Source organism: Thermopolyspora sp. NPDC052614, from assembly GCF_040678635.1.
Lineage (GTDB): Bacteria > Actinomycetota > Actinomycetes > Streptosporangiales > Streptosporangiaceae > Thermopolyspora.
In genome coordinates this window covers 12443-38055 of sequence record NZ_JBFATZ010000008.1, presented here as the reverse complement: position 1 = coordinate 38055, position 25613 = coordinate 12443, and the positions used below count along the sequence as shown (strand labels likewise).

Annotated in this window: 9 protein-coding genes; 1 reads left to right on the top strand and 8 read right to left on the bottom strand. The window is 75.2% G+C overall.

Annotation, left to right across the window (positions count from 1 at the left end; all coding sequences use genetic code 11):
- Window positions 1–24 precede the first annotated feature (24 nt).
- Window positions 25–381: a hypothetical protein gene (locus tag AB0K60_RS18665; RefSeq protein WP_364055934.1), complete on the bottom strand. Its 357-nt coding sequence runs from the start codon at window positions 379–381 to the stop codon at window positions 25–27.
- A 317-nt stretch (window positions 382–698) separates the two neighbouring features.
- On the opposite strand from AB0K60_RS18665, the gene AB0K60_RS18660 reads away from it, so the two are divergent.
- A complete protein-coding gene (locus tag AB0K60_RS18660) occupies window positions 699–1193 on the top strand; it encodes a family 43 glycosylhydrolase (RefSeq protein ID WP_364055931.1) in 495 nt (164 codons plus the stop codon).
- Here AB0K60_RS18660 and dpgD read toward each other — a convergent pair.
- From dpgD to AB0K60_RS18625, 7 genes are all read right to left on the bottom strand, one after another.
- Entirely contained in the window at window positions 1156–1956 is an 801-nt protein-coding gene (gene dpgD, locus AB0K60_RS18655; RefSeq protein WP_364055928.1) for an enoyl-CoA-hydratase DpgD, read from the bottom strand. The two genes, AB0K60_RS18660 and dpgD, sit on opposite strands and share 38 nt — an antisense overlap.
- Before the next feature lie 58 nt (window positions 1957–2014).
- Window positions 2015–3349 (bottom strand): (3,5-dihydroxyphenyl)acetyl-CoA 1,2-dioxygenase DpgC, encoded by a 1335-nt coding sequence (dpgC, locus tag AB0K60_RS18650; protein ID WP_364055925.1) that lies wholly within the window; start codon window positions 3347–3349, stop codon window positions 2015–2017.
- A gap of 214 nt (window positions 3350–3563) precedes the next feature.
- A complete protein-coding gene (locus tag AB0K60_RS18645) occupies window positions 3564–4130 on the bottom strand; it encodes an HXXEE domain-containing protein (protein WP_364055922.1) in 567 nt (188 codons plus the stop codon).
- Window positions 4127–5623 carry an FAD-binding oxidoreductase gene (locus AB0K60_RS18640; RefSeq protein WP_364055919.1) on the bottom strand — a complete coding sequence of 499 codons (1497 nt, stop codon included), beginning with the start codon at window positions 5621–5623 and terminating at the stop codon, window positions 4127–4129. Before AB0K60_RS18640 ends, AB0K60_RS18645 begins: the two co-directional genes overlap by 4 nt.
- 32 nt (window positions 5624–5655) lie before the next feature.
- Complete coding sequence (locus tag AB0K60_RS18635) at window positions 5656–6105, bottom strand: hypothetical protein (RefSeq protein WP_364055916.1); 450 nt, start codon at window positions 6103–6105, stop codon at window positions 5656–5658.
- A gap of 27 nt (window positions 6106–6132) precedes the next feature.
- A complete protein-coding gene (locus AB0K60_RS18630; RefSeq protein WP_364055913.1) occupies window positions 6133–7485 on the bottom strand; it encodes a lipase in 1353 nt (450 codons plus the stop codon).
- A gap of 59 nt (window positions 7486–7544) precedes the next feature.
- Window positions 7545–25607 carry a type I polyketide synthase gene (locus tag AB0K60_RS18625; RefSeq protein ID WP_364055910.1) on the bottom strand — a complete coding sequence of 6021 codons (18063 nt, stop codon included), beginning with the start codon at window positions 25605–25607 and terminating at the stop codon, window positions 7545–7547.
- Window positions 25608–25613: the final 6 nt, after the last annotated feature.

The following is a 25613-nucleotide window of genomic DNA, read 5'->3' as shown; positions in this document are numbered from 1 at the left end:
CAACTGCCCGCCCGGCCGGAGCCTTTACGGCTCCAGGAGGATGGAGTTGATCGGCGAGAGGTTGACCACGTAGCTCCCGGGCCCCAGGCGGCTACCGCAGTTCTGCCCGCCGTACGCCGTGCAGAGCCGCAGCCCGGCCCCGCCCGTCTGGTTGTTGATGATGAGCCGGTTCCCGAACACGTTGCGCAGGTTGTACGAGCCATAGCGGTAGTACTTGGCCGGCTGCCCGTTCTGCGTGGTGTCCGGGTAGATGCACACGTAACCGCTCGGGCACGGCACCACCCTGGCCTGCTGCTGTCCCGTGTGGGCGGCGGCGGGCGCGGCCGACAGGGTAACGGCGGCGAGCGTGGCGGCGGCGAGCGTACCAAAGGAGATGCGCATGCTGATGCTCCTTTCCGAATCGAGGAAGGGCCGTCTGGCCCGGTGAGCAGCAGCAAAACGGCACCGCCGTGGTGTCCAACAGTCGTCCGGACAGACTCGGACACATCAATCCCACCCCCGGACGCTTTGTGTAATCAGGTATGCACTCTGAGGCATCACATCGTCCGGTAGCGGATCGACGGCGAGTGGACGACGGCGGGCACGTTCGACGTCGGCCTCGACACCGGCAGCGCAGCCGCGCACGACTACCGCATCACCGGCGAGACCTTCCAAGGCTCCCGCACCTTCCCCCGCCCGGAACCGGAGGAAATTGACCCATGCCCCTGCCCCTCCTGCTGACGGCCGTGCTTCTCGTGCCCCCGGCGGCCGTCATCTCCACCGACTTTCCCGACCCGGACGTGATCAGGGCCGGCTCCACCTACTACGCCTACTCCACCAGCAGTTCAGGGCGCACCGTCCCGGTGGCCTCGGCACCTTCGGCCACCGGCCCGTGGACGATCCGCGGCGACGCCCTGCTCACCAAGCCGAAGCGGGCCGGCCAGGGCGGCTTCTGGGCACCCGACGTCTCCCGGCGTGCGGACGGCCGCTACCTCATGTATTTCGTGGCCCCGATTCACGACGACCGCGGCCCACGCTGCATCGGCGCCGCCCGGCGGCAGGACGCAGCAGGCGGCGCACGCCGGCACCGCGAGGGCGGCGGTGACCTTTCGCGGACACCCCGCTCGGCCCATTTCACCCCCTCGGCGACGGCCCTCTCACCTGTGACCTGCGAGGTCAGCGGGCCTGCCAGCGTGGTGGGCGTTTCTCGTTGAAGGCTCGGGGGCCTTCGCGGGCGTCGGCGCTGTGCATGCGGATCTCCTCCCAGGGGTAGCGGGTGGCGAAGGCCTGGGGGAGGGGGAGGGTGGTGGAGGTCGCGGCGGCCTGTTTGATGGCGCGGACGGAGAGGGGCGCGCAGGCGAGGAGGTCGGACAGCCAGGAGTCGATCGTGGCGTCCAGGTCGGCGGCGGGGACCGCGGCGTTGATGAGGCCGTACGCGAGGGCCTGGGGGGCGGTGAGGCGGCGGCCGGTGATGAGGTGGCCCAGCGCGGTGCGGTAGGGGAGTTGGCGGGTCAGGCGGAAGACGCCGCCTGCGCCGGGGATGAGGCCCAGGCGGGCTTCGGGGAGGCCGAATTCGGCGGTGTCGACGGCGATGATGAGGTCGCAGGCGAGGGCCAGTTCGAAGCCGCCGCCGAGGGCGTAGCCGTTGACGCGGGCGATGAGGGGTTTGGCGAAGTCGAAGCGCTCGGTGAGGCGGGGCCAGCCGGGGGCGCCGCGGCTGCCGAACGTGCTGGGCCGGTCGACGAGGCCGGCCTCGGTGCGGGCGTGGAGTTCCTTGAGGTCTTGGCCCACGCTGAACGCGCGGTCGCCGGCGCCGGTGATGACACCGGCCCAGATGTCGTCGTCCCGCTCGATGTCGTCCCAGATCTCGGCGAGTTCCTCGTGGGTGCGCAGGTCCAGCGCGTTGAGGACCTCCGGACGGTTCAGCGTGACGTAGGCGACCTTGTCCTTCCTCTCGTAGAGGACGCGCTCGGTCACTAGGGCACCGTCTTTCTCGCAGGCACCGCGAGGATCGGCCGGGGGTACCGGGGGGAGGTCATGAGGCGGCCTCCGAACGGGCGGTGAAGCGGCCGACCTTGCTGAGGACGTCTTCGCTGTACAGGCGGAGGGCCTGGACGAGGGCGAACTGTGCCATGTAGGCGCGGAAGTCGTCCCAGGGTTCCTCGGCGAGGTTGAGCATGACGCGGTTGGCGGCGACGGCGTCGGCGGTGAGGGCGTCGGCCGCGCGGTCGAGGGCGGCGCCGACGGCGGCCGGGTCGACGACCTCGTCGCAGATGACGGCGGCGTCGGGTTCGGTGGCCCACAGGCGGCGACCGCCGAGGATGACCTGGCGGGACAGGCGGCCGCCCGCGGCCCGGGTCAGGCGGAGGTTGCCGACTCCCGGAACGATGCCCTCCTGCGCGGCGGGCAGGCTGAAGTAGGCGTCGGATCCGGCGATGACCTTGTCGAACACGAACAGCAGTTGCATGCCGCCGCCGATCGCGAACGTGTCGACGGCGGCGGCGAACGGCTTGGCGAGCAACCGGTGCGGCCACGCGTCGGGGGTGTCCGGCAGGAGGAGGCCGCGGAAGATCTTGTGGATGTAGCCGAGTTCGCGGCCGAGCAGGAACCGGGTGTAGGAGATCTGGCCGCGGTGCAGGTGTTTGAGGTTGATGCCGGCGCTGAACACGCGGCGGCCCGCGTAGCGCGGGTGGGTCATCGGGGCGCCGCGGAGGGTGCCCACGCGCACGGACTCGTCCAGCAGGGTGAGGTCCACGGCCGTCTCGAGGTCCTCGGTGAGCTTGTTGTCCTCGGCGTTCAGGCAGTGCTCGTTGTGAATCGTAAGGGCGGCGGTGGTGCCGTCACGGACGATTCGGACGGAGCCGAGGTCGAGGGCGCCGGTGCGGCGGAAGTCGTCGAGGAGGTCGAGGGCGCGTGGGGTGGGCCGCAGCATCGATTCCATGAGGTGGCCGCCGGCGACCGGGTCCCGCAGAATCCCGCGGAAGAACACGCCTTGGTCGATCTCGCGGCCTTCGCGGTCGGCCGGCGCGAGCCCGGACTCCGCGGCGAGCTGGGCGGGCGACGGAACGAGCCCCGGATGGGCCTCCGCGGCGGCGGTGACGAGCTCGTCGAGCCGCAGCGGCAGGGTGCGGCCGTCGGTGAGGCCGCTGTAGACGGCTGGTGCGTGCGCCGCCATGAACCGCGATCGCAGCCATCGCAGCTCCCGGTGGACGCGTTCGGCCTCGGCGCGCTGGGTGGGGGTGCGTGCGGGTTTGGGCGGCAGGGAGGCGAGTACGTCCTCGCCGCGTTCGGCCTGTTCGCGCAGGAGCGCGGTGTCGGCGGTGAGATCGCCGGAGACGTCGGCGGGACGGGTGAGGGACGAGGCTGTCATCGGCGGTCCTTTGGGGGTCGGGCGGCGACCCGCCACGGGGGCGGGCGCGGTCGGTGTGGTGGTGGTCGTCGCGGTGGACATGAGGGGTGGAGGTGGCGGTGGTCGTCGCAGTGGTGGACATGCGGGGTGGACATGCGGGGTGGACATGCGGGGTGGACATGCGGGGTGGACATGAGCCGTGGACATGAGCCGTGGACATGAGGGACGAAGTGGTTCAGGTCGGCCGGGGCGCGTCCTCGCCGGGCGGTCGGCCGCCCGCGCCGTGCTGCCCGAGGACGCGGGCGGCGATGGCGTGGGAGGCGGCCAGGCCGCCGGTGAACAGGACGAGGGCGGCGGCGCTGGTACGGCCGAGTTCACCATCGATGCCGGATTTGCGAAGCTGTCGCCACGCCCACACCGCGAAGGGCACGACCACGACGGGCGCGGTGGCCGCGCCCGGCGTGTAGCCGCGGTACGCGGCGGTCTGCGCGAGATGGATGACCCCGTGCCAGCCGTAGGCGGCGAGCGCCGTACGGTACAGGAACGAGCGGCCACCGGTGCGGGCCCCGTCGGCGGACGCCGCCGCCATCAGCACGCCCATGAGGCCGATGGCGAGCCGTACGCGGGCGGGCGTCATGTCCCGTTCGAGCCGCTCCCACGTGCTGTCGGGGACCTTCGGGAACCGTTCCCGTAGTTTCGGCAGGTTCGCCCGTAGCCAGCGGGCCATGACCACGGCCTCTTCGGTCTCGTGGACGGCCCACGCGGCGAGCAGCCCCCAGGTGGCGGCCTTCCGCACGGTCATGGCGCGTCCGGGAGACGGATCGAGAGGGCGTGGCGGAACCGGTCGCCCGGGTCCCACCGTGCCTTCACCCGCCGCAGGCGCGGGTAGTTGTCCTTGAAGTACAGCGTGTGCCACGGCACCCCGGACCGGTTCCACTCCTCGTCGGCGACGTCGACGTCGGCGTAGTTGATGTGGCAGCCGTCGGTGACGTCGCCGGGCGCGGGCACGCCCCCGGTGTCGGCGAACATCTCCCGGTAGAAGCTCCGGATCCAGGTCAGGTGCTTGTCGTTCTCCTCGGGCCGGTCCCACTCGGTCGCGAAGACGATCCGCATGATCGAGTCGCGCTGGGCCGTCGCCGTCGCGTCGGAGGCGACGGTGTTCACCGCGCCCCCGTAGGACGCGAGCATGATGCCGGCCGTCGGATTCGCGTAGTCGGGCAGCGTCAGGTGGCGGTACGCCGTGGCGATCTGCGCGTCGGTGAGCCGCCGCCGCAGGTAGCCGGACTTGAACTTGGCGTGCTTGGTGTGGTCGGCGCGGTCGGTCACGCCGGGCCACGTCGTGGTGTGCAGCCAGGGGAGCTCCTGCCGTTCCAGGACGATCGGCGAGGCGCCCACGCCGTCGTTGAGCGCGTCCAGGAACTCGGTGAGGAGCCGGTCGCTGTCGGGGATGGTCGCGTCGAACTGGATGCTCATGATGACGACGCCGTTCTGTCCGCGCGGCGTCGCCCCGACGATGCTGTAGAGCCCGGAGTACGCAGAACCGGCGGAGCCGTTCCGCTCGTGCCAGTCGCCGTGGTTGCGCAGCAGCCGGGCGAACCTGTCCTCGTCGAGCATCGCCCACGGCCACAGAAGCTGCCGTACGGCGAGGCGTGCCGGCGGCCTCGGCAGGGCCGTGGACGGGTCGGACGCGTCGGCGCCGGGCGTTCGGAACCAGTAGCGGGTGACGACCCCGAAGTTGCCGCCGCCGGCTCCGGTGAGCCCCCACCACAGGTCGTGGGCGGGGTCGCCGGGGTCGCGGGACGCGACGACCGCGCGGGCGGTCCCGTCGGCGTCGGCCACGACGACCTCGACGGCCTCCAGGTGGTCGACGACCAGGCCGTACAGCCGCGCGAGCGGCCCCCAGCCGCCGCCGCAGACGTGCCCGCCGATCCCCACCGACGGGCAGGTGCCGCCCGGCAGGGCCACCCCCCAGCGTTTGAACAGGGTCCGGTTGACGGCGCCGAGGAGGGTGCCGGCTTCGATCGCGACGGCGCCGCGGCCCGGATCCCAGGAGATGCCCGCCATGAGGGACATGTCAATGACCATCTGGACGGCCGGGTCGGCGACGAAGTTCTCGAAGCAGTGGCCGCCGCTGCGTACCGCGATCCGCGTGCCGCTTCGCACCGCCTCCTGTACGGTGTCCACCACCTCGGCGGTGGACGTGGGCAGGCACACCGCGTCGGGACGGCCCACGAACCTGGCGTTCCACCCCTGGACGAGGTCGGGGTAGCGGACGTCGCCCGGCAGAACCCTCACCGGGCCGGACGGTGGGCCACCGGTCGTGGAGGTCATCGGGCCTCCGTTCGCGCGGCCACGGCGGACCCGCCGGTGACGGCGCACACCACCGGGTGGTCGGACGTGACGACCGTGTGGTCGCCCGGCGTGAACGCGTACGTGCCGGCCGCGGCGGGCACGAACGTGACCACGCCCTCGTCGAGGAAGACCCGCTCACCGCGCGGGATCGGGTCGGGGTTGGTGAGGCCGGTGACGGTGAGGACCTGGCCGCCGTCGGGGCCGTCCACCTGCAGGGACAGCTCGGCGGTGACCTCCCGGGCGGCGAGGTCCCGCGGGGTCGCGGCCTTGCTGCGCAGCGTGACCCGCAGCTCGGTCTTGTCGCCTGCGGCGACCCGCGCGGGCGCGGACACCGTCACGTAATTGACGCTGTGCTGCGGCTCTTCGCCGGGGATCGCGCAGGCGACCTCAAGGTCGGCGGTGCCGGTGCTCAGCTCGGTGCTCATGCGAACTCCTTCTGATCGACTTCGTGGTCAGTTGACGAACGTGATCTGCGGGTACCGCGGGGACGGGCCGTCGAGCAGCCCGTCGTTCCGCCCCTTGAGGAACCGGTCGAAGAACGACGCCAGGTAGGCGCGCTGGGCGTTCAGGGCGGCGTCCGGGTCGACGTCGCCGATGAACAGCCGGACGATCGCCGGGTTGAGCGGCATCCGGGCGTTGATCTGCGGGAGGAAGAACATGAAGTCGGCGTAGCTGTCGAGCGCCGAGCCGTTCAGCGTGAGGTCGCGTTTGAACGCCGACTGCACGGACCAGAAGTCCGTCCACGACCGGTCCGAGCCGTTGACGTGGTTGTGCGCGACGAGCGGGCCGGTCACGTCGTACATGTGGGCGCCCATGAGGAGCGTGGGGCGGCCCAGGTCATGCTGGGCGGCCATGCCGGGAAGGTACGGGTTCGCGCCGCGGCCATCGCCGTACGCCAGGACCCCGTCGAGGTTGACGCCCGCGTCGATGCGGCGGTCGTGGTACATCGCCTCCAGGCCCGCGTAGCCGCCCTGCACGTGGCCGAAGACGCCGACGGAGTTCAGCGTGAACGCCCGGCGCAGGCCCGCCGGGAGACCGGTCGAGCCGAGGACGTCGCGGTTGCCGCCGCGGAGCCGGGCGAGCTGGTCCAGGACGAACCGGATGTCCGCGACCCGCGAGTCGTTCGATTTACGCTGCGTCTCCGGTCCGCGGTCGAGCGACAGGCCGAGCTCGACCCGGCCGTCGGGGAATTCGACCGCCGCCTCCTCGTAGGTGTGGTCGATCGTCACGACGACATTGCCGCGGCTCGCGAGGTCCTCCACCTGCACGGTGTTGAGCGCGCGGGCGGTCCCCTGGCCGGGCGAGAACAGCACGACCGGCCACGGCCTCCGGCCGGGGAGCGGTGCCGCGGCGATCCGGGCGTGCGACTTCACGCCCTTCCAGTCGACCGACCCGACCGGGATGGCCAGGTACTCGGGGATCGCCATGAGCTGCTCGAACACCGTCGCCAGCCCCGGCGACAGCCAGGGCGCGAGCGGCTTGTCGCGGTCCGCCCGGGCCGGGTACCAGATGCTGACCATCAGCTCGCGCCGACGGTCCGGTTTCCAGGGGTCCGCCCGGTTCTCGTCGATGAGGTGCGCCTGGACGACGCCGATCGGGTACGGACCCGTCGGCTCCGGCAGCGTCAGCTTGATGGGGTCGGCGGTTACGGCGGCGGTGGCGGTGGGGGTGGCGGCGGGGGCCGGTGGTGCGGCCACCGCGAGGACCGTGGCGGCCGTGACGGCGGCGAGCACGGCCCGCAGCAGCCCGCGGACGCGTCCGGTTCGGCGCGGCGAGGCCGGGGCGGACGGGGACGGGAGTGGCACGCTCTCTCCTTGGGAAACGGTGGTCCGGTCCGCTGGTACGGGTCCGGGCCCTGCTTCGGTCACAGGTCGAGTCCGTCGATGTAGCCGAGGACTTCTTCGACGGAGGCGTTGGCGAGGTCGAGGTCGGCGGAGGCGTCGGCGCCGTTCGTGGCGGTCGCGGCGGCGCGGGCGCGCACCCGGCGGAGGATGCGGTCGAGCCGGTCCGCGGCCTCGGCGGCGGCGCCGGGGTCGAGGGCGTCGAACGACGCCTCCAGGCGGTCGAGGTCGAGCTTCCCGTCGGAGGGCGGCTGGAGGCGGTCGGCGAGGAACGCGGCCACGGCCGTCACCGACGGGTGGTCGAAGATCAGTGTGCTGGGCAGGGACAGGCCGGTCGCGGCGGTGAGGCGGTCGCGGAGTTCGACGGCGGTCAGCGAGTCGAAGCCGAGTTCGAGGAGGTTCCGGGACGGGTCGATCTCGGCCGCGTCGGCGTGACCGAGCACGGCCGCGGCGACCGCCGTGACCTCCCCGACGAGCGCCTCTCGCCGCCCCGCCCGGTCGAGCCCGGCCAGGCGCGACGCCAGTTCCGGTACGGCCGGCGGGGTCGGCTCGGGCGCCATCGCCGCCGCCTCCGGCAGGTCGCCGAGGAACGGGCTGGGCCGGGCCGCGGTGAACCCGGGAAGGAACCGCTCCCATTCGATGTCGGCCACCACCAGGCACGCCGCCTCCGCCCCGGCCCCGCCCCCGTCGTACGGCGCGGCGGTGATGTCCTCACCGACGGCTTCTCCGACGGCTTCTCCGGCGGCCTCTCCGACGGCCTCGGCGAGGACGGTGACGGCCAGGTCCGGATCCATGGCCCGGACGCCGCGGCGGCGAAGCTCCGCCGACTCGGGGCCCGCGCCCATGCCGGGCCCGTCCCACAGGCCGAAGGCGACGGACACGGCGCGACCGCCACGGCGGGCGCGGCGGCGGGCGAGCGCGTCGAGGTGCGCGTTGGCGGCGGCGTAGGCGGCTTGCCCCGCGCCGCCCCACACGGCCGCGACCGACGAGAACAGCACGAACGCGTCGAGGTCGGGGAACAGGTCGTCGAGGAGGTCGGCCCCGGTGGTCTTGGCGTGCAGGATGCGGGCGGTCTCGGCGGCGGTCGTGTCGAGGAGCGCGGCCCGGTCGCCGACGCCCGCCGTGTGTACGACGGCCCGGACGGGCGTGCCCGCGGCGCGCAGCCGGTCGGCGAGGCCGGCGAGGGCGGCACGGTCGGTGACGTCGCACGCGGCGATCGTCACGCGGGTGCCGTGGGCCTCCAGTTCGCGGGCGAGGTCGTCGGCGCTGGGGGCGGCGGGGCCGCGGCGGCTGACGAGCACCAGGTGGGAGGCGCCGTCGGCGGCGAGCCTGTGGGCGACGTGCCGGGCGAGCGCGCCGCTGCCACCGGTGATGAGCACCGTGCCGTCCGGCCGCCACTCCGGCCGGACCCGGCCGGTCCGCGGCGCTCTGACGAGCCTGCGGACGTACACGCCGTCGGAACGGACGGCGGTCTGATCCTCCTCGGGAGCGGCCAGCACGCGGCACAGCCCCGCCAGGCAGGTCTCGTCGGGGGCCGCCGGAAGATCGACGGTGCCGCCCCAGCGGCGCGGGTGTTCCAGCGCCGCGACCAGCCCGAGCCCCCACAGTTCGGCCTGCGCGGGGTCCTCGGCGGGGTCGGCGGGGCCGGCCGCGACCGCGCCGCGGCTGACCAGCCACACCTTGGCGGGCCCGTCGTGCCGGAGCGCGGTCTGCACGGCCTCCTGCGCGGACGCCAGGTCGGGGCAGGGCACGAGCACGCCGGCGACGTCGCCCGCGCCGAGCCGTCGCGCGAGCCCGCCGACGTCGGTGACCTCGGCGACGGCGCCATGCGCGGTGAGCGCGGCGGCGAGCACGGCCGCGTCCGGCGCGGCGGTGACGAGCCAGGTTCCGGTGAGCCGGACCGGCGCGGACGCGGGCAGCCGCCGCCAGGTGACGCGGTAGCGCAGGGCGTCGGCGGCGGAGCGGACCCGGTCGTCGGCGCGGAGCGCGGCGAGCGCGGGCACGACCGTGCCGAGCGGCGCGTCGGGGTCCGCGCCGAGCGTGTCGGCGAGGGCCGCCAGGTCGCCGGATTCGACGGCCTGCCAGAACCGGTTCACGGCGGGGCCGCCCGCCGCCGTGGCGGGCGCGGCGGGCGGGGGCGCGTCGAGCCAGTGCCGGCGGCGCTGGAACGGGTAGGTGGGCAGGTCGGTGAAGCTGGCGCCGGTTCCGGTGAGCACCTTCTTCCACGGGACGGGCACGCCGTGCGCGTGGGCGCGGCCGAGCCCGGCGAGCACGGACGCGGCCTCGGAATTGTCGCGGGGGGTCTCGCGGTGGGCGTCGAGGGGGGTGTTGCGGGGGGTGTCGCGCCGGACGAGCGGCACGGCGACCGCGGCGGTCTCGGGGTCGCCGCCGGGGCAGTCGGGCACCATCGCGGTGAGCGCCGCGTCGGGCCCGAGTTCGACGCACACGGTGACGCCGGCGGCGCGCAGGGCCCGCATCCCGGCGTGGAACCGTACGACTTCGCGGGCGTGCCGTACCCAGTAGGCGGGCGTGCGGATCTCGGCCCCCGCGGGCGCACCCGTGATGTCCGCGATGAGCGGTATCTCCGGTTCCCGGTAGTCGAGGTCGGCGGCGACCCGCGCGAACGCGTCGAGCATGGGGTCCATGTGGGCGGAGTGGAAGGCATGCGAGACCCGGAGCCGTTTCGTCCGGTGGCCGCGCTCGGCGAGGATCCGGGCCGCCTCCAGGACGGCGGCGGCGTCGCCGGACAGGACCGTCGCGTGCGCGCCGTTGACGGCGGCGATCTCCGCGCCCGGCAGCCCCTCCGCGACCTCGCGCACCTCGTCCTGCGGCGCTCCGACCGCGACCATCGCGCCGTCGCCCGGCAGGTCCTGCATGAGCCGGCCGCGGGCCGCGACGAGCCGGGCCGCGTCGGCGAGCGACAGCACCCCGGCGGCGTGCGCGGCGGCGATGCCGCCGACGGAGTGGCCGAGCAGCGCGTCCGGGCGGACGCCCCACGCCTCCAGCAGCCGGAACAGCGCCGTCTCGTACGCGAACAGGGCGGGCTGGGTGAACTCGGTCCGGTCGAGCAGGGCGGCCTCCGGCGTGCCGGGTTCGGCGAACATGACGTCGCGGACGGGCCGGGAGGTGTGCGGGTCGAGGGCCGCGCAGGCCGCGTCGAGGGCCGCGGCGAACTCGGGGAACGCGGCGTGCAGGTCGCGGCCCATCCCCGGACGCTGGCTGCCCTGCCCGGTGAACAGGAAGGCGACCCGTCCGGGTGTGGCCGTCGCTCGGAACAGGCCGGGTGCGGACTCGCCTGCGGCGAGCGCCGCCAGGCCCGCGCGGTACCCGCTCGGCTCGGCCGCGACGAGGGACGCCCGGTGCGGGAACGCCGCCCGGTGCGCGCCCAGGGTCAGCGCCACGTCCTGGACGGGCGGCGCGTCCGCGTCGAGCCGGGCGAGCAGCCGCGCGGCCTGGTCACGCAGCGCGGCGGGCGTCCGCGCGGAGAGCTGCCACGGCACCGGCACGGCCGGCGGCACCCGCGGCTCGGTGTGTTCAACCTGTTCAACCTGTTCGGCCTGTCCGGCCTGTTCGGTCGGCTCGGCGGATTCGAGGATGACATGGGCGTTGGTGCCGCTGATTCCGAAGGACGACACCCCGGCGCGGCGCGGCCTGCCGTGGTCGGGCCAGGGGCGGGCCTCGGTGAGGAGCCGGACGGAGCCGGCGTCCCAGTCGATCGCGGTCGACGGCTTCTCGGCGTGCAGGGTGCGCGGGAGGACGCCGTGACGCAGCGCCTGCACGGTTTTGATCACGCCGGCGGCGCCCGCCGCGGCGAGGGTGTGACCGATGTTCGACTTGACCGAGCCGAGCCACAGGGGTTCGGCCCGGTTCTGGCCGTAGGCGGCGAGCAGGGCGTGCGCCTCGATGGGGTCGCCGAGGGGCGTGCCGGTGCCGTGCGCCTCGACCGCGTCGACGTCGCGCGGGTCGAGGCCCGCCGCGGCGAGCGCCTGGGCGATGACCTTCTGCTGGGCGGGGCCGCTCGGCGCGGTCAGCCCGTTGGACGCGCCGTCCTGCCCGACCGCGCTGCCGCGGATCACCGCGAGCACGGGACGGCCGTTGCGCCGTGCGTCCGACAGGCGCTCCAGTACGAGCACCCCGGCGCCCTCGGCCATGCCGAAGCCGTCGGCGTCATCGCCGAACGCCTTGCAGCGGCCGTCGCGGGCGAGGCCGCGTTGCCGGGAGAACGCCGTGAACACCGCCGGGGTGGCGAGGACGGTGACGCCCCCGGCGAGCGCGAGGTCGCATTCGCCGTTGCGCAGTGCCTGCACGGCCAGGTGCAGCGCGACCAGCGACGACGAGCAGGCGGTGTCCACGGTCACGGCCGGACCCTCCAGGCCGAGCGTGTACGCGGTCCGCCCGGAGATGACGCTCGCGCCGGTGCTCGTCGCGAGGTACCCCTCGTCGCCGCGCGGTACCCGGTCGGCGAGCGCCGCGTAGTCCTGGCCGCTGATGCCGGTGAAGATCCCGGTGGGGCTGCCCTTGAGCGTCGTCGGGTCGATGCCGGCGCGCTCCAGCGCCTCCCACGCGGTCTCCAGCAGCAGGCGCTGCTGCGGGTCCATGACGGTCGCCTCACGCGGATTCACGCCGAAGAACGAGGCGTCGAACCCGGCGGCGTCCCGGAGGAACCCGCCGTGCCGGGTGTACGACGTGCCGGGCGTGTCCGGGTCGGGGTCGTAGAGGGCGTCGAGGTCCCAGCCGCGGTCCCGGGGGAACTCCCCGATCAGGTCGGCACCCGCGGACACGGCCTCCCACAGCGCCTCCGGCGAGTCGATCCCGCCGGGGAACCGGCAGCTCATACCGGTGATGACGACGGGATCCCCGGTGACGGCCCGCCGCGCGGGGGCGGGCTCGGCGGGCCTGGGGGCGCCGGTGAGGGCGGCGGCGAGGTGGTCGGCGAGGGCCTGCGGCGTCGGGTGATCGAACGCTGCCGTGGACGGGAGCCGGACGCCGGTACTCGCCCGCAGGCGGTTACGCAGATCGACGGCGGTCAGCGAGTCCATGCCGAGCTCGCGGAACGCCCGGTCGGTGGCGATGCCGTCGGCGGACGGGTGCCCGAGCACGGCCGCGGCCTCGGCCCGGACGAGCGCGAGCAGCTCCCGGCCGAGCTCGTCGGGGGACAGCCCGGCGAACCGGCCCTTGCCGGCGAAGTCCCCGGTGGCGGCCCGGCGGGGCGCGGCGGGCACCAGCTCGCGCAACAGCTCGGGTACGTCGGCCGGCCTCCCGGACAGGCGGACGGCGACGAACACGGGGGCGGTGACGGACACGGGGTCGGGAGCGGGCACGGGGTCGGGGGCGGGCACGGGGTCGGGGGCGGGCACGGGGGCGGGGGCGGTGAGGGCGGCGTCGAAGAGGGCCAGCCCGTCCGCCGTACTGAGGGGGGCGGTGCCACGGGCGGCGATGCGGGCGAGGTCGGCGGCACCGAGCCCGGCGGTGAGGCCGGTGCGTTCGGCCCACAGCCCCCACGCGACGGACACGGCCGGCAGGCCCGCGGCGGCGCGGTGCTGGGCGAGCGCGTCGAGGACGGCGTTCGCGGCGGCGTACGCGGCCTGGCCGGGCGAACCGAGCGTCGCCGCCGCCGACGAGAACAGGACGAACCGGGCAACGGGCAGGTCGCGGGTGAGCTCGTGCAGATGCCAGGCGGCGTCGGCCTTCGCGCGCAGCGCCGCGTCCACGTCGGCGTCCGTGACCGTGCCGATGGTCGCGTCGGCGGTGACGCCCGCTGCGTGCACGACCCCCGTCAGCGGGCGCGCCGCGGGAATCCCGGCGAGCGCGGCGGCGAGCGCCTCGCGGTCGCCCACGTCGCACGCGACGGCCGTGGCGGTCGCCCCCAGCTCGGCGAGGTCCTCGATCAGCGCCGCCGCGCCGGGCGCGTCCGGGCCGCGGCGCGACAGCAGCAGCAGGTGCCGGACGCCGTGCCGCTCGGCGAGCCGCCGGGCCGCGAGCGCACCCAGGCCGCTCGTGCCGCCCGTCACCAGGACCGTGCCGTGCGGGTCGAACCCGGCGGACGCGTCCGGTACGGGTGCCTCGGCGGCCAGCCGCGGCACGAACACCTCCCCGCCGCGTACCGCCACCTGCGGTTGCGCGCCGAGCGCGGGCAGGACCGCGAGCGAGGCGGGGTCGTCGTCCACGGCGGCGAGCACGAACCGGCCGGGATGCTCGGCCTGCGCGGACCGCACCACCCCCCACACGGCCGCTGCCGCCGGGTCCGACCCGTCACGTGTCACCAGCACGAGCGTGCCTTCGGCGTCGAGCCGCTCCCGCAGCACGTCCAGCACCTCGGCGACCACCCGGCGCACGTGCGCGGGCACCTCGCCGGCACCCGTACGCCGGAAGTCCGCGACGGCGACCGGAGCGGCGTCCGCGCCGGCGACGGGCAGCCCGAGCCCGGGCCGATCCGGCAGCGCGAGTTCGACGGCCCCGCCGCCGGTCGGGGTCGGCGTGGGGACGGGCCTCCACCGGACGGTGAGCAGGGGCGGCGCGGGGGTGCCGGGCGGCTCCGCGAGCACTCCCGGGGTGACCGACGCGGCCGTCAGGACGGGGTCGCCCGCGGCGTCGGCGAGCAGGAGGGGCCGGGTGCCGTCGGGACGGGCGGTCGTGTGGACCCGGACGCCCGCGGCGCCGGTCGCGTGGAGCGTGACGCCGGTCCACCGGACGGCGGCACCGATACCGGCGGCCTCCAGCGCGGCGGCGAGCAGGGCCGGATGCAGCGGATGGCGGTCGGCGGCCAGGTCGTCGGGCACCGTCACCTCGCCCACGGCGGGGGGTTCGTCCGGCCGGGCGGCGGGGACGGGGGCCAGCAGACCGGTCGCATGCCGGGTCCACGGGGCGGCCGAGTCGCCGGACCGACGAGTGTGGACGGAGACCGGCCGGTGCCCCCGGTCGTCCGGGGCGCCCACCAGGACCTGCAGGTGGTGGGGGGCCGCGGGCAGGGCGGTCTCGGCGGTGAAGGACGCCAGGTGAGGCAGGTCGACGCGAGCGCCGGTCCAGAGCGCGAGAAGCGGCAGTACGGCGCCGCTCGCGGCCGAGAGTTCGGCCGGATCGGCGGGGGAACCGCCCGCGACGAACGCGTCCAGGCCGGGCAGGGCGGTGACGGCGCCGAGCACGGGGTGGCCGGACGGGTCGAGGCCCAGGCTGGACGCGTCGGCGGCGCGGACGGGTTCGACCCAGTAGCGTTCCCGGCGGAAGGGATAGGTGGGCACGTCCGGCGCAGGCGCCACGCCGGACAACGGCCACCGTACGGGCAGGCCGGTGACGTACGCGGCGACGAGCGCCTGGGTGAAGCCATCCCATCCGCCGTGGTCGCGATGGAGGGTCGAGAGGACGACCGCCTCGGGGAGGGTGTCACCGAGGGCCGCCGTGAGCGTCGGGTGCGGACTGATCTCGGTGAAGACAGTGTGCCCCTCGTCGTGGAGAACGGGGAGGGCCGGCGCCAGCAGTACCGGGTTGCGGAGGTTGTCGAGCCAGTAGCGGGCGTCGAGGGTCTCGCCTTCGGCCCAGGTACCGGTCAGCGTGGAGAACAGGGGGATGCGGGCCGGTCGCGGGCGGATGCCGTCCAGGGCGGTGAGCAGTTCGGTGGCGATGGCGTCCACGTGGGGGCTGTGGGAGGCGTAGTCGACCGGGATGCGGCGGGCGCGGATGCCGCGTTCGGCGCAGACCTGCAGGAGCCGGTCGAGGGAGGCGGGGTCGCCGGAGACGACGGTTTGGTGCGGGCTGTTGCGGGCGGCGATGTGCAGATCGCGGTGGGGGGTGATGAGTTCGGCGGCCTGTTGGTACGGCAGGGCGATGGAGGCCATGGCGCCTTTGCCGGCCAGGTGGTGGCGGATGAGCCGGGCGCGGATGCCGTGTTCGGCGCAGACCTGCAGGAGCCGGTCGAGGGAGGCGGGGTCGCCGGAGACGACGGTTTGGTGCGGGCTGTTGCGGGCGGCGATGTGCAGGTCATGGTGGGAGGTGATGAGTTCGGCGGCCTGTTGGTACGGCAGGGCGATGGAGGCCATGGCGCCTTTGCCGGCCAAATGGTGGCGGATGAGCCGGGAGCGCAGGGCGGCGATGGCGGCGCCGTCGGCGAGGGTGAGGGCTCCGGCGACGGTGGCGGCGGCGATCTCGCCTTGGCTGTGGCCGATGACCGCGTCGGGCCGGTGGCCGTAGGAGCTCCACAGCTCGGCCAGGGAGACCATGATCGCCCACAGCGCGGGCTGCACCACATCGACGCGCTCCAGCGCGGCCGGGTCGCCCAGGGCCTCGTGCAGGTCCCAGTCCACATGCGCACGCAACGCCTCGGCGCATTCGCGCAGCCGTCCGGCGAACACCGGCGACTCCTTCGCGAGCCGCAGGCCCATGCCGGCCCATTGCGAGCCCTGGCCGGGGAACACCCACACCGTCTTGCCCGGTCTGGCCTCGCCGGTGACGGCGTCCGGGTGGTCGGCGCCGGCGGCGAGCGCGCCGAGCGCCGCCATCGCCTGCTCCCGGCCGTGCGCCACGACGACCGCGTTCCGGGCGAACCGGCTGCGGCCGTGCAGCGCGGCGGCCACGGCCGGGAGGGAGACATCGGGCCGTTCGGTGAGATACGTCCGGAGCCGGTTGGCGGCGGCCCGCAACGTCACCTCGTCCCGAGCGGACAGCACCAGCGGCAACGAACCGCTCGCCGGGGCCGGTTCCTCGACGGGCGCTGCCGTCTCGGCAGCGGTTGGTTCCTCGATGATTTCCTCGATGATGACGTGCGCGTTCGTACCGGACACCCCGAAAGAGGAGACCCCGGCGCGGCGGGGCCGGTCCCCGCGCGGCCACGGCCTGGGTTCGGTGAGGAGTTCGACGTTTCCGGATGCCCAGTCGACGTGGCTGGTGGGGACGTCGACGTGCAGGGTCGCCGGGAGCGTCTCGTGCCGCAGGGCGAGGATCATCTTGATGATTCCGGCGGCCCCGGCGGCGGCCTGGGTGTGGCCGATGTTGGATTTGATCGAGCCGATCCACAGGGGTGTGGGCCGGTCCTGGCCGTAGGTGGCAAGCAGGGCGTGTGCCTCGATCGGATCTCCCAGGCGGGTGCCGGTGCCGTGGGCTTCGACCGCGTCTACGTCGGCCGGCTTGAGGCCGGCGTTGGCCAGGGCCGCCCGGATCACACGTTCCTGGGAGGGGCCGTTGGGGGCGGTGAGCCCGTTGGACGCGCCGTCCTGGTTGACCGCGCTGCCGCGGATCACCGCCAGGATGCGACGGCCGTTGCGCCGCGCGTCGGACAGGCGCTCCAGCAGCAGCATCCCGGCCCCCTCGGCCATGCCGAACCCGTCCGCCGCCTCCGCGAACGGCTTGCAGCGACCGTCGGGGGCGAGACCGCGCTGCCGGGAGAACCCGGTGAGCCCGGCCGGCGTCGCCATGATCGACGCCGCGCCCGCGAGCGCGAGGTCGCATTCGCCGTTGCGCAGTGCCTGCGCGGCCAGGTGCAGCGCGACCAGCGACGACGAGCAGGCGGTGTCCACGGTCACGGCCGGGCCTTCCAGCCCGAACGTGTACGAGATCCGGCCGGTGGCGACGCTCGCGGCGCTGCCCGTCACGGCGAAGCCCTCAAGGTGTTCGGGTGCGGGCACCAGAAGCGTGCCGTAGTCCTGCCCGTGGGTGCCGGTGAACACGCCGACCTCGGTGCCCTTGAGCGTGTGCGGGTCGATCCCCGCGTACTCGATGGCCTCCCACGAGGTCTCCAGCAGCAGCCGCTGCTGCGGGTCCATGGCGAGGGCCTCCCGCGGCGAGATCCCGAAGAACGCGGCGTCGAACCCGCCCGCGTCCGCGAGGAAACCGCCCCCGCGCACGTAGCTGGTGCCGGGCGCGTCCGGGTCGGGGTCGTAGAGGGCGTCGAGGTCCCAGCCGCGGTCGCCGGGCAGCGGCCCGACCGCGTCGCCGCCGTCGGCGAGGAGCCGCCACAACGCGTCCGGCGTATCGATGTCGCCGGGGAACCGGCAGGCGATCCCGATGATCACCACCGGGTCGTCCGTCGCCCGCGCCGCCTGGCGGGCCTCCTGCCGGGGCGTGTCGCCGACCAGTTCGGCGAGGAGGTGGGCGGCGAGCGCGTCCACGGTCGGGTGGTTGAACACGACCGTCGGTGGGAGCCGCAGGCCCGTCGCGGTGGCGAGCCGGTTGCGCAGTTCCACGGCGGTGAGCGAGTCGAACCCGAGGTCCTTGAACGTGCGATCGGTGGCGATGGCGTCGGCGGACGCGTGCCCGAGCACGGCCGCGGCGGCGGCCCGCACCTCGGCGTGCACGGCCGAGGCGAGTTCCCGCCCGGACAGCCCGGCGAGACCGCCGCCGACCCGGGGCGCGGACCTGCGGGCGGGCCGCCCGGCGACCGGATCACGGGTCAGGCCACGGGTCAGGTCACGGGTGAGGACCGGCGGATCCTGCGCGGCCCGCAGCGTCGCGAGCGACAGCCGTACCGGGACCGTGTACGGCTCCGCGGCGGCCCGGGTCGCGTCGAGAAGGGCGAGGCCGGTCTCGGCGTCGAGCGGGAGGGTGCCGACGGCGGCCATGCGGCCCCGGTCGGTGGCGGTGAGCCGGCCGCCCATGCCGCGTTCCTCCGCCCACAGGCCCCACGCGAGCGCGGCACCCGGCAGGCCGAGCGCGTGCCGGTGCGCGGCGAGCGCGTCGAGGAAGACGTTGGCGGCGGCGTAGTTGCCCTGACCGGCCGCCCCGAGAGTCCCGGCCGCCGACGAGAACAGAAACAGCGGGGCGTCCCCGACGAGTTCGTGCAGGTGCCAGGCGGCGTCGGCCTTGACGCGCAGGACCGTGTCGCAGGCCGTGTCGGTGAGGTTCTCGATCGTCGCGTCGGCGACGATCCCGGCCGTGTGGAAGACGGCGGCGATCGTGCGGCCGTCGAGGGCGGCGGCGAGCGCGTCCCGGTCGCCGACATCGCACGCGACGACCGCGACCTCGGCGCCGAGCGCGGCCAGATCGGCGGCGAGTTCGCGGGCACCCGGCGCGTCGGGGCCGCGGCGGCTGAGCAGCAGCACGTCCCTTACACCGTGCGCGGCCACCAGGTGCCGGGCGGTCAACGCGCCCAGCCCGCCCGTGCCGCCGGTGACGACCACGGTGCCCGGACCGAACGCGGGGACCTCGGCCGACGGCAGCGGGAGGCGGGCGAGCCGTGGCACGAGCACCCGTCCCTCCCGGACGGCCGCCTGCGGCTCGCCGGCGATGGACACCGGCTCGGCGCCGGGTTCGAGGTCGAGCAGGGTGATCCTGCCGGGCTGCTCCGCCTGGGCCGCCCGGACCAGCCCCCACACGGGCGCGTGCGCGAGCGTCGCGGGGGCGGTGCCGGGCGCGGTCGCGACGGCCCCCCGCGTGATGATCGTCAGCGGGCCCTCGGGGTGCGCACGCAGGGCGTCGAGCGTCCAGGCGAGCGCGGCACGGACGTCGTGGAGGAGGTCGCCGGACGGCTCGGGCACCTCCAAAACGGTCCCCGCCGGGATCTTGGCCGGCGGCGCGGCGGCGGCCTTCCAGCGGACGACGAAGAACGCGTCGGCGACCGGTTGCGCGGCCGACAGCGACGCCGGAGCGGGCCGGACGGTGACCGCCGCGGCCGACAGGACGGGCTCCCCGGATTCGGCGAACGCGTCCAGCGCGATCGTGTCGGGCCCGGACGCGCGGACGCGGACGCGCAGCACGGCCGCGCCGGTCGCGTATCGGGTCACGCCCGACCAGGCGAACGCCATGCGGCGGGCGTGCGCGTCGGCACCCGGCAGCAGGGCCATGCCGTGCAGCGCCGCGTCGACGAGCGCCGGATGCAGGCCGTACGCGGCGGCGTCGGCGGCCTCGTCGTCGGCGAGCCGTACCTCGGCGAACACCTCGCCGTCCCGCCGCCACGCCGCCGTGACCCCCTGGAAGGCGGGCCCGTACGCCAGGCCCTGCACACTGAGCGTGGCGTAGAGGTCATCGACGTCGGCGGGCTCGGCGTCCGGCGGCCACGGCCCGTCGAGCGTCGGCGCGCCGACCGGAGCGGGCGCGGCGGTGCCCCGGGCATGGACCGTCCAGGTGTCCCCGTCCGGGGACGCGTACACGGCGACGGTACGGCGACCCGCAGGGTCGGGCTCCTCCAAGCGCACCTGGAGAAGGACGGGCCGGTCGGCGGGCAGCACCAGCGGCGTCTGGAACGTCAGGTCCTCCAGGTGGGGGAGCCCCGCCTCGGCGGCGGCGCGCAACGCCAGCTCGACGAACGCGCTGCCGGGCAGGACGACCGCGTCCAGGACGGTGTGGTCGCCGAGCCAGGCGTGTGCGGCCGGGTCGAACCGGCCGGTCAGCAGCAGCTCTCCCGACCCTGCGACGGGCACGGACGCCGTGAGGAACGGATGATCGACCGGGCTGAGGCCGGCCGTGGCGACGTCGCCGGACGCGGGTTCGGGCACCAGCCAGTACCGTTCCCGCTGGAACGCGTAGGTGGGCAGTCCTTCGGCGGGACGCGCGGGCACGCCCCACGCGACCGGCAGACCCGTGACGAACGCGCGCGCGAGCGCCTCGCGGAACCCGGCGAGGCCGGGGCGGTCGCGGTGCAGGGTCGGGAACACGACCGCGTCCGGAAGGGCGTCGGCCAGCGCGGGGGTGAGTGTGGGGTGTGGGCTGATCTCGGTGAACACGCCGAACCCGTCGGCGGTGAGCGTCTGCACCGCGGGCGCCAGCAGCACCGGGTGGCGCAGGTTACGCAGCCAGTACGCCGCATCCAGGCCGGGGCCGTCCTCCCAGTCGCCGGTCAGCGTGGAGAAGAGGGGGATGCGGGCCGGTCGCGGGCGGATGCCGTCCAGGGCGGTGAGCAGTTCGGTGGCGATGGCGTCCACGTGGGGGCTGTGGGAGGCGTAGTCGACCGGGATGCGGCGGGCGCGGATGCCGTGTTCGGCGCAGACCTGCAGGAGCCGGTCGAGGGAGGCGGGGTCGCCGGAGACGACGGTTTGGTGCGGGCTGTTGCGGGCGGCGATGTGCAGGTCGCGGTGGGGGGTGATGAGTTCGGCGGCCTGTTGGTACGGCAGGGCGATGGAGGCCATGGCGCCTTTTCCGGCCAGGTGGTGGCGGATGAGCCGGGAGCGCCGGGCGGCGATGGCGGCGCCGTCGGCGAGGGTGAGGGCTCCGGCGACGGTGGCGGCGGCGATCTCGCCTTGGCTGTGGCCGATGACGGCGGCGGGGGTGACGCCGGAGGATTCCCATAGGGCGGCCAGGCAGACCATGACGGCCCACAGCGCGGGCTGCACGACATCGACGCGGTCCAGCGCGGCCGGGTCGCCCAGGGCCTCGTGCAGGTCCCAGTCCACATGCGGGCGCAGCGCGTCGGCGCATTCGCGCAGCCGCGCGGCGAACACCGGGGACTCCTCCGCGAGCCGCAGGCCCATCCCGGGCCACTGCGACCCCTGACCAGGGAACACCCAGACGGCGGCGGGCGCGGGCAGGGCGGTGCCCGTCACCGCGTCGGACTGCTCCCCGGCCGCGAACGCGGCCAGGCCCGCGGCGGCCTCGGCGAGGTCCGCGGCGAACAGGACGGCCCGCCGGTCGAATTGGGCCCGGCGTACGAGGGCGGCCGACACCTCAGGCAGGCTGGGCGCGTCGGGCGCGGTGAGGTGGGCGTGCAGGCGGTCCGCCTGGGCACGCAGGGCGGCCTCGTTGTGCGCGGTCAGCGGCAGCGGCAGCACGAGGTCCGCCTGGGCACGCAGGGCGGCCTCGTTGTGCGCGGTCAGCGGCAGCGGCAGCACGTCCTGCCCGGCAGGCGCCGCCGTCTCCACGGGGGCCTGCGGCGGCTCCTCGATGATGACGTGCGCGTTCGTACCGGACACCCCGAAGGAGGAAATCCCGGCGCGGCGGGGGCGGTCCCCGCGCGGCCACGGCCTTGGTTGGGTGAGGAGTTCGACGTTTCCGGATGTCCAGTCGACGTGGCTGGTGGGGGCGTCGATGTGCAGGGTCGCCGGGAGCGTCTGGTGCCGCAGGGCGAGGATCATCTTGATGATTCCGGCGGCGCCTGCGGCGGCCTGGGTGTGGCCGATGTTGGATTTGATCGAGCCGAGCCACAGGGGTGTGGGCCGGTTCTGGCCGTAGGTGGCAAGCAGGGCGTGTGCCTCGATGGGGTCGCCGAGGCGGGTGCCGGTGCCGTGGGCTTCGACCGCGTCCACGTCGGCCGGCTTGAGACCGGCGTTGGCCAGGGCCGCTCGGATCACGCGTTCCTGCGAGGGGCCGTTGGGGGCGGTGAGCCCGTTGGACGCGCCGTCCTGGTTGACCGCGCTGCCGCGGATCACCGCCAGGATGCGACGGCCGTTCCGCCGCGCGTCGGACAGGCGCTCCAGCAGCAGCACCCCGGCCCCCTCGCCCCATCCGGTGCCGTCGGCGGCGTCGGCGAACGGCTTACACCGGCCGTCGGGAGCGAGCGCACGCTGCCGCGAGAACTCCACGAACACGCTCGGCGTCGCCATCACCGCGACGCCCCCCGCGAGCGCGAGGTCGCATTCGCCGTTGCGCAGCGCCTGCGCGGCCAGGTGCAGCGCGACCAGCGACGACGAGCAGGCGGTGTCCACGGTCACGGCCGGGCCTTCCAGCCCGAACGTGTACGAGATCCGCCCGGACGCGACGCTCCCCGCGCCGCCGGTCCCGAGGTAGCTCTCGATGCCGTCGGGAAGCCTCGCGCCGTGCGCGCCCGACGCGTAGTCGTGGAACATCACCCCGGCGAACACCCCGGTACGACTGCCGCGCAGCGCGGCCGGGGTGAGACCGGCGCGTTCGAACGCCTCCCACGAGGTCTCCAGCAGCAGCCGCTGCTGCGGGTCCATGGCGAGGGCCTCCCGCGGCGAGATCCCGAAGAACGCGGCGTCGAACCCGCCCGCGTCCGCGAGGAAACCGCCCGTCCGGACATAGCTGGTGCCGGGCGTGTCGGGGTCGGGGTCGTAAAGCCGCTGGAGGTCCCAGCCGCGGTCCACGGGGAAGCCGCCGACGACGTCGCGGCCCTCGGCGACGATCCGCCACAGGTCGTCTGGGCTCGCCACCCCGCCCGGGTACCGGCACGCCATCGCGACGATCGCGATCGGCTCGTCCGCGGGCCGGGCGACGGCGGCGTCCGGCGCGGCGGGCGCATCGGCGGACAGCCGGCGGTGGAGTTCGGCGGCGAGCGCGGCGGGCGTCGGGTGGTCGAACGCGGCGGTGACCGGCAGACCGGTCACCCCGGTCGCGTCGCACAGGGCGCGGTGCAGGGCGACCGCGCTTCGTGAATCGAGGCCGAGCGCCCGGAACGGACGCCGTACGTCGAGGTCGTCCCGGCCGAGCAGGTCCGCGAGAGCCGTACGGACGAGCTCGGCGAGCAGCCGCAGCCGTTCGGCCTCGGGCGCGGACGCGAGCCGTTCGCGCAGGGCCGTGTCGCGGGCGGGCGCCGGGACCGCGCCGGGCGCGGGCACGTTGACGAGCGGCCCCGGTACGGCGAGCGCCGCGTCGAACGCGTCCAGCAGAGCGCGGCCCTCGGGCACCCCGTGCGCCGACCAGATGATCGCCTGCCCGGGCAGGCCCTGCGCCTGCCGATGCTGGGCGAGCACCGACAGGAACTCGGCACCGGCGCGCACCCCGGCGGGCGCGTCCGGAACCTCCCCGGCGAACAGGACGAACGCCTTCACCGGAAGCTCCCGGGTGAGGACGTGCAGCATGAGCGGGCCCTCGACCCGGCCGTCCGGCAGGTCCGCCACGTGGAACACGCCGGTGAGCGGCGCGGGCAGCCCGGCGAGGAGCCCGCCGAACGCGGGCGGGTCGGTGACCGCGACGGGTGCGACCGTGACCGGGCCGTCCACGGCGGGCTCGGCGGACGGGTCGGCGACGACCACGTGCCCGACCCCGTACGCCTCGGCGAGATGCCGGGCGAGCACGCCGCCCCGCCCGTCCGCCGGGCCCACGACGATCACCGAGCCGTCGGCGAGACCGTCGACGGCGGGCCGCCCGGGTGTGGCGGGCCCGGAGCCGGGGACGCGCAGCCGCCCGTCCCGGACCGCCGCGGCGGGCGCCTTCGACGCGGCGAAGGCCGCAAGGATCTCCGGGGTGACGGGCGCGTCGTCCACGTCGAGCAGGCCGAACCTGTCCGGCTCGGCCTCGGCCGCGGCCCGGACGACCCCCCACACCAGCGCGGGAACCAGGCCCGAGACGTCCTCGCCGGGGCCGGCGAACACGGCCTTGCGGGTGACGAACACCAGGCGCCCCGGGTGGGAGCCGTCCCGCCAGGACGCGACGAGCCCTTCCGCCCACGCGGCGGCCGTGGCGACCGCGCCGCCGAAGTCGCCGTTCTCGATGGCGTCGGTGAGGCGCGGCGCCAGCACCAGGCCGGGCGTGCCCGGCAGGCCGCCGGGGTGGTCGGCGCACGGGACGCCGAGCCCGAGGTCGTCGTCGCCGAGAACGGCCAGTGCCGGACTGGGCGCGTCGGTGGGCGCGTGGGTGGGCGCGTGGGTGGGCGCGTGGGTGGGCGCGTCGGCGGGCGCGTCGAGGTCGTGCCAGACCGGGCGGGTCAGCCCGGGGGGCGACGCCGACGCGAGGAGCCGGGCCGGAAGGTCGCGCAGCGCGTGCCGCATGACCTTCCCCGACGCGGTCCGCGGGATCCGCGCCACGAGGTGGACGCGCTCGGGCACCTTGAACCCGGCGAGCTTCTCCCGGCAGGCGTCGAGCAGGGCGTACGCGTCGATCTCGGCGCCGTCCTGCCGGGCGGTGACGTACACGACGGGGACCTCGCCGAGGACCCGGTCGGGCTCGCCGGCGGCGGCCGCGTCCCGGACGCCGGGTACCTGCCGGACGATGTTCTCGATCTCCGCCGGATGGATGTTCTCGCCCGCCCGGATGATCAGCTCCTTGACCCGGCCGGTGATGGTGAGGTTGCCCTCGGCGTCGAACCGGGCCAGGTCGCCGGTCCGGTACCAGCCGTCGGCGAGCGCCCGCGCGGTCTCCTCCGGCAGGCCGTGGTAGCCCAGCATGACGTTCGGGCCCTTGACGCGCACCTCGCCCTCCGCGCCGGTGGGCACGTCCTCGCCGGTGTCGGGGTCGGTGAGCCGGACCGCGAGGCCCGGCACCACCCGGCCGCACGACCCGGCGGGCGTCGGCGTACCGGGCGGCGACATCGTGATCGCGCCGCACGTCTCGGTGCTGCCGTAGCTGTCGACGAGGGTGAGGCCGAGCACGCGGGCGGCGTCCGCCGCGAGCGACGCGCCCGCGACCGCGCCCGTGCACAGTCCGGCCCGCAGGCCGGGGAACGCCTCGCCCTGCTCCAGAAGGTAGTGGTACAGCGCGGGCACGCCGACGAGCAGCGTGTAGCGGCGGGCGCGCAGCTCCGCCGCGATCTGTTCGGCGGAGAACCCGCTGATGAGATGCGCGGTCGCGCCCACCGCGGTCACGCCGAGCACGCACAGCACGTGCGCGAGGCTGTGGTGCAGCGGCAGCGGCCACAGCACCGTGTCGTCCTCCGACAGGCCCAGCACGGGCGAATAGGAGGCGGCGACCGACCACAGGCAGTTCCGCGTCGTGGACAGGACGCCCTTGGGCGCGGCCGTCGTCCCGGACGTGTAGAGCTGCCAGGCGACGTCGTCGAGGCCGAGCGGGTCGGGGGCGGGGGCGGGCGGCTCGGTCCGCGCCAGTTCCTCGAACACGGCGTCGGCCGTGGGCGTCGCGTCCGGATCGGTGACCTCGACGGTGAACAACGGCGTGCCCGCGTCGGCGGCGGCCGACCGGAGCGTCTCCAGGCGGCCCGTGTCGGCGATGGCCGCGCGGGCGCCGCTGTCCCGCAGGATGTGCGCGACCTCCGCGACGGCCGACCGCGCCGCCACCGGCACCACGACGCCGCCCGCGCGGTGCACCGCCAGGTACGCCTCGACGGTCTCGACGCGGTCGCCGAGCAGCAGCACCACCCGGTCACCCGGCCCGATGCCCGCCGCGGCCAGGTGCCCGCCGACGTGGCGGGTGCGGGTGTCGAGTGCGGCGTACGTCACCGCGCGGCGGGCGTCACGGAACGCCGTCCGGCCGCCCCGCCGGGCGGCGTGGCCCGCGAGCAACTCGGGCAGCGGGCGGATCAGCTCGGAACGCAGCATGTCACC

Coding starts and splice junctions, on each gene's coding strand:
- AB0K60_RS18645 (WP_364055922.1), bottom strand. CDS start 4,130: ATGACCGTGCGGAAGGCCGCCACCTGGGGGCTGCTCGCCGCGTGGGCC.
- AB0K60_RS18660 (WP_364055931.1), top strand. CDS start 699: ATGCCCCTGCCCCTCCTGCTGACGGCCGTGCTTCTCGTGCCCCCGGCG.
- AB0K60_RS18625 (WP_364055910.1), bottom strand. CDS start 25,607: ATGCTGCGTTCCGAGCTGATCCGCCCGCTGCCCGAGTTGCTCGCGGGC.
- dpgC (WP_364055925.1), bottom strand. CDS start 3,349: ATGACAGCCTCGTCCCTCACCCGTCCCGCCGACGTCTCCGGCGATCTC.
- AB0K60_RS18665 (WP_364055934.1), bottom strand. CDS start 381: ATGCGCATCTCCTTTGGTACGCTCGCCGCCGCCACGCTCGCCGCCGTT.
- AB0K60_RS18635 (WP_364055916.1), bottom strand. CDS start 6,105: ATGAGCACCGAGCTGAGCACCGGCACCGCCGACCTTGAGGTCGCCTGC.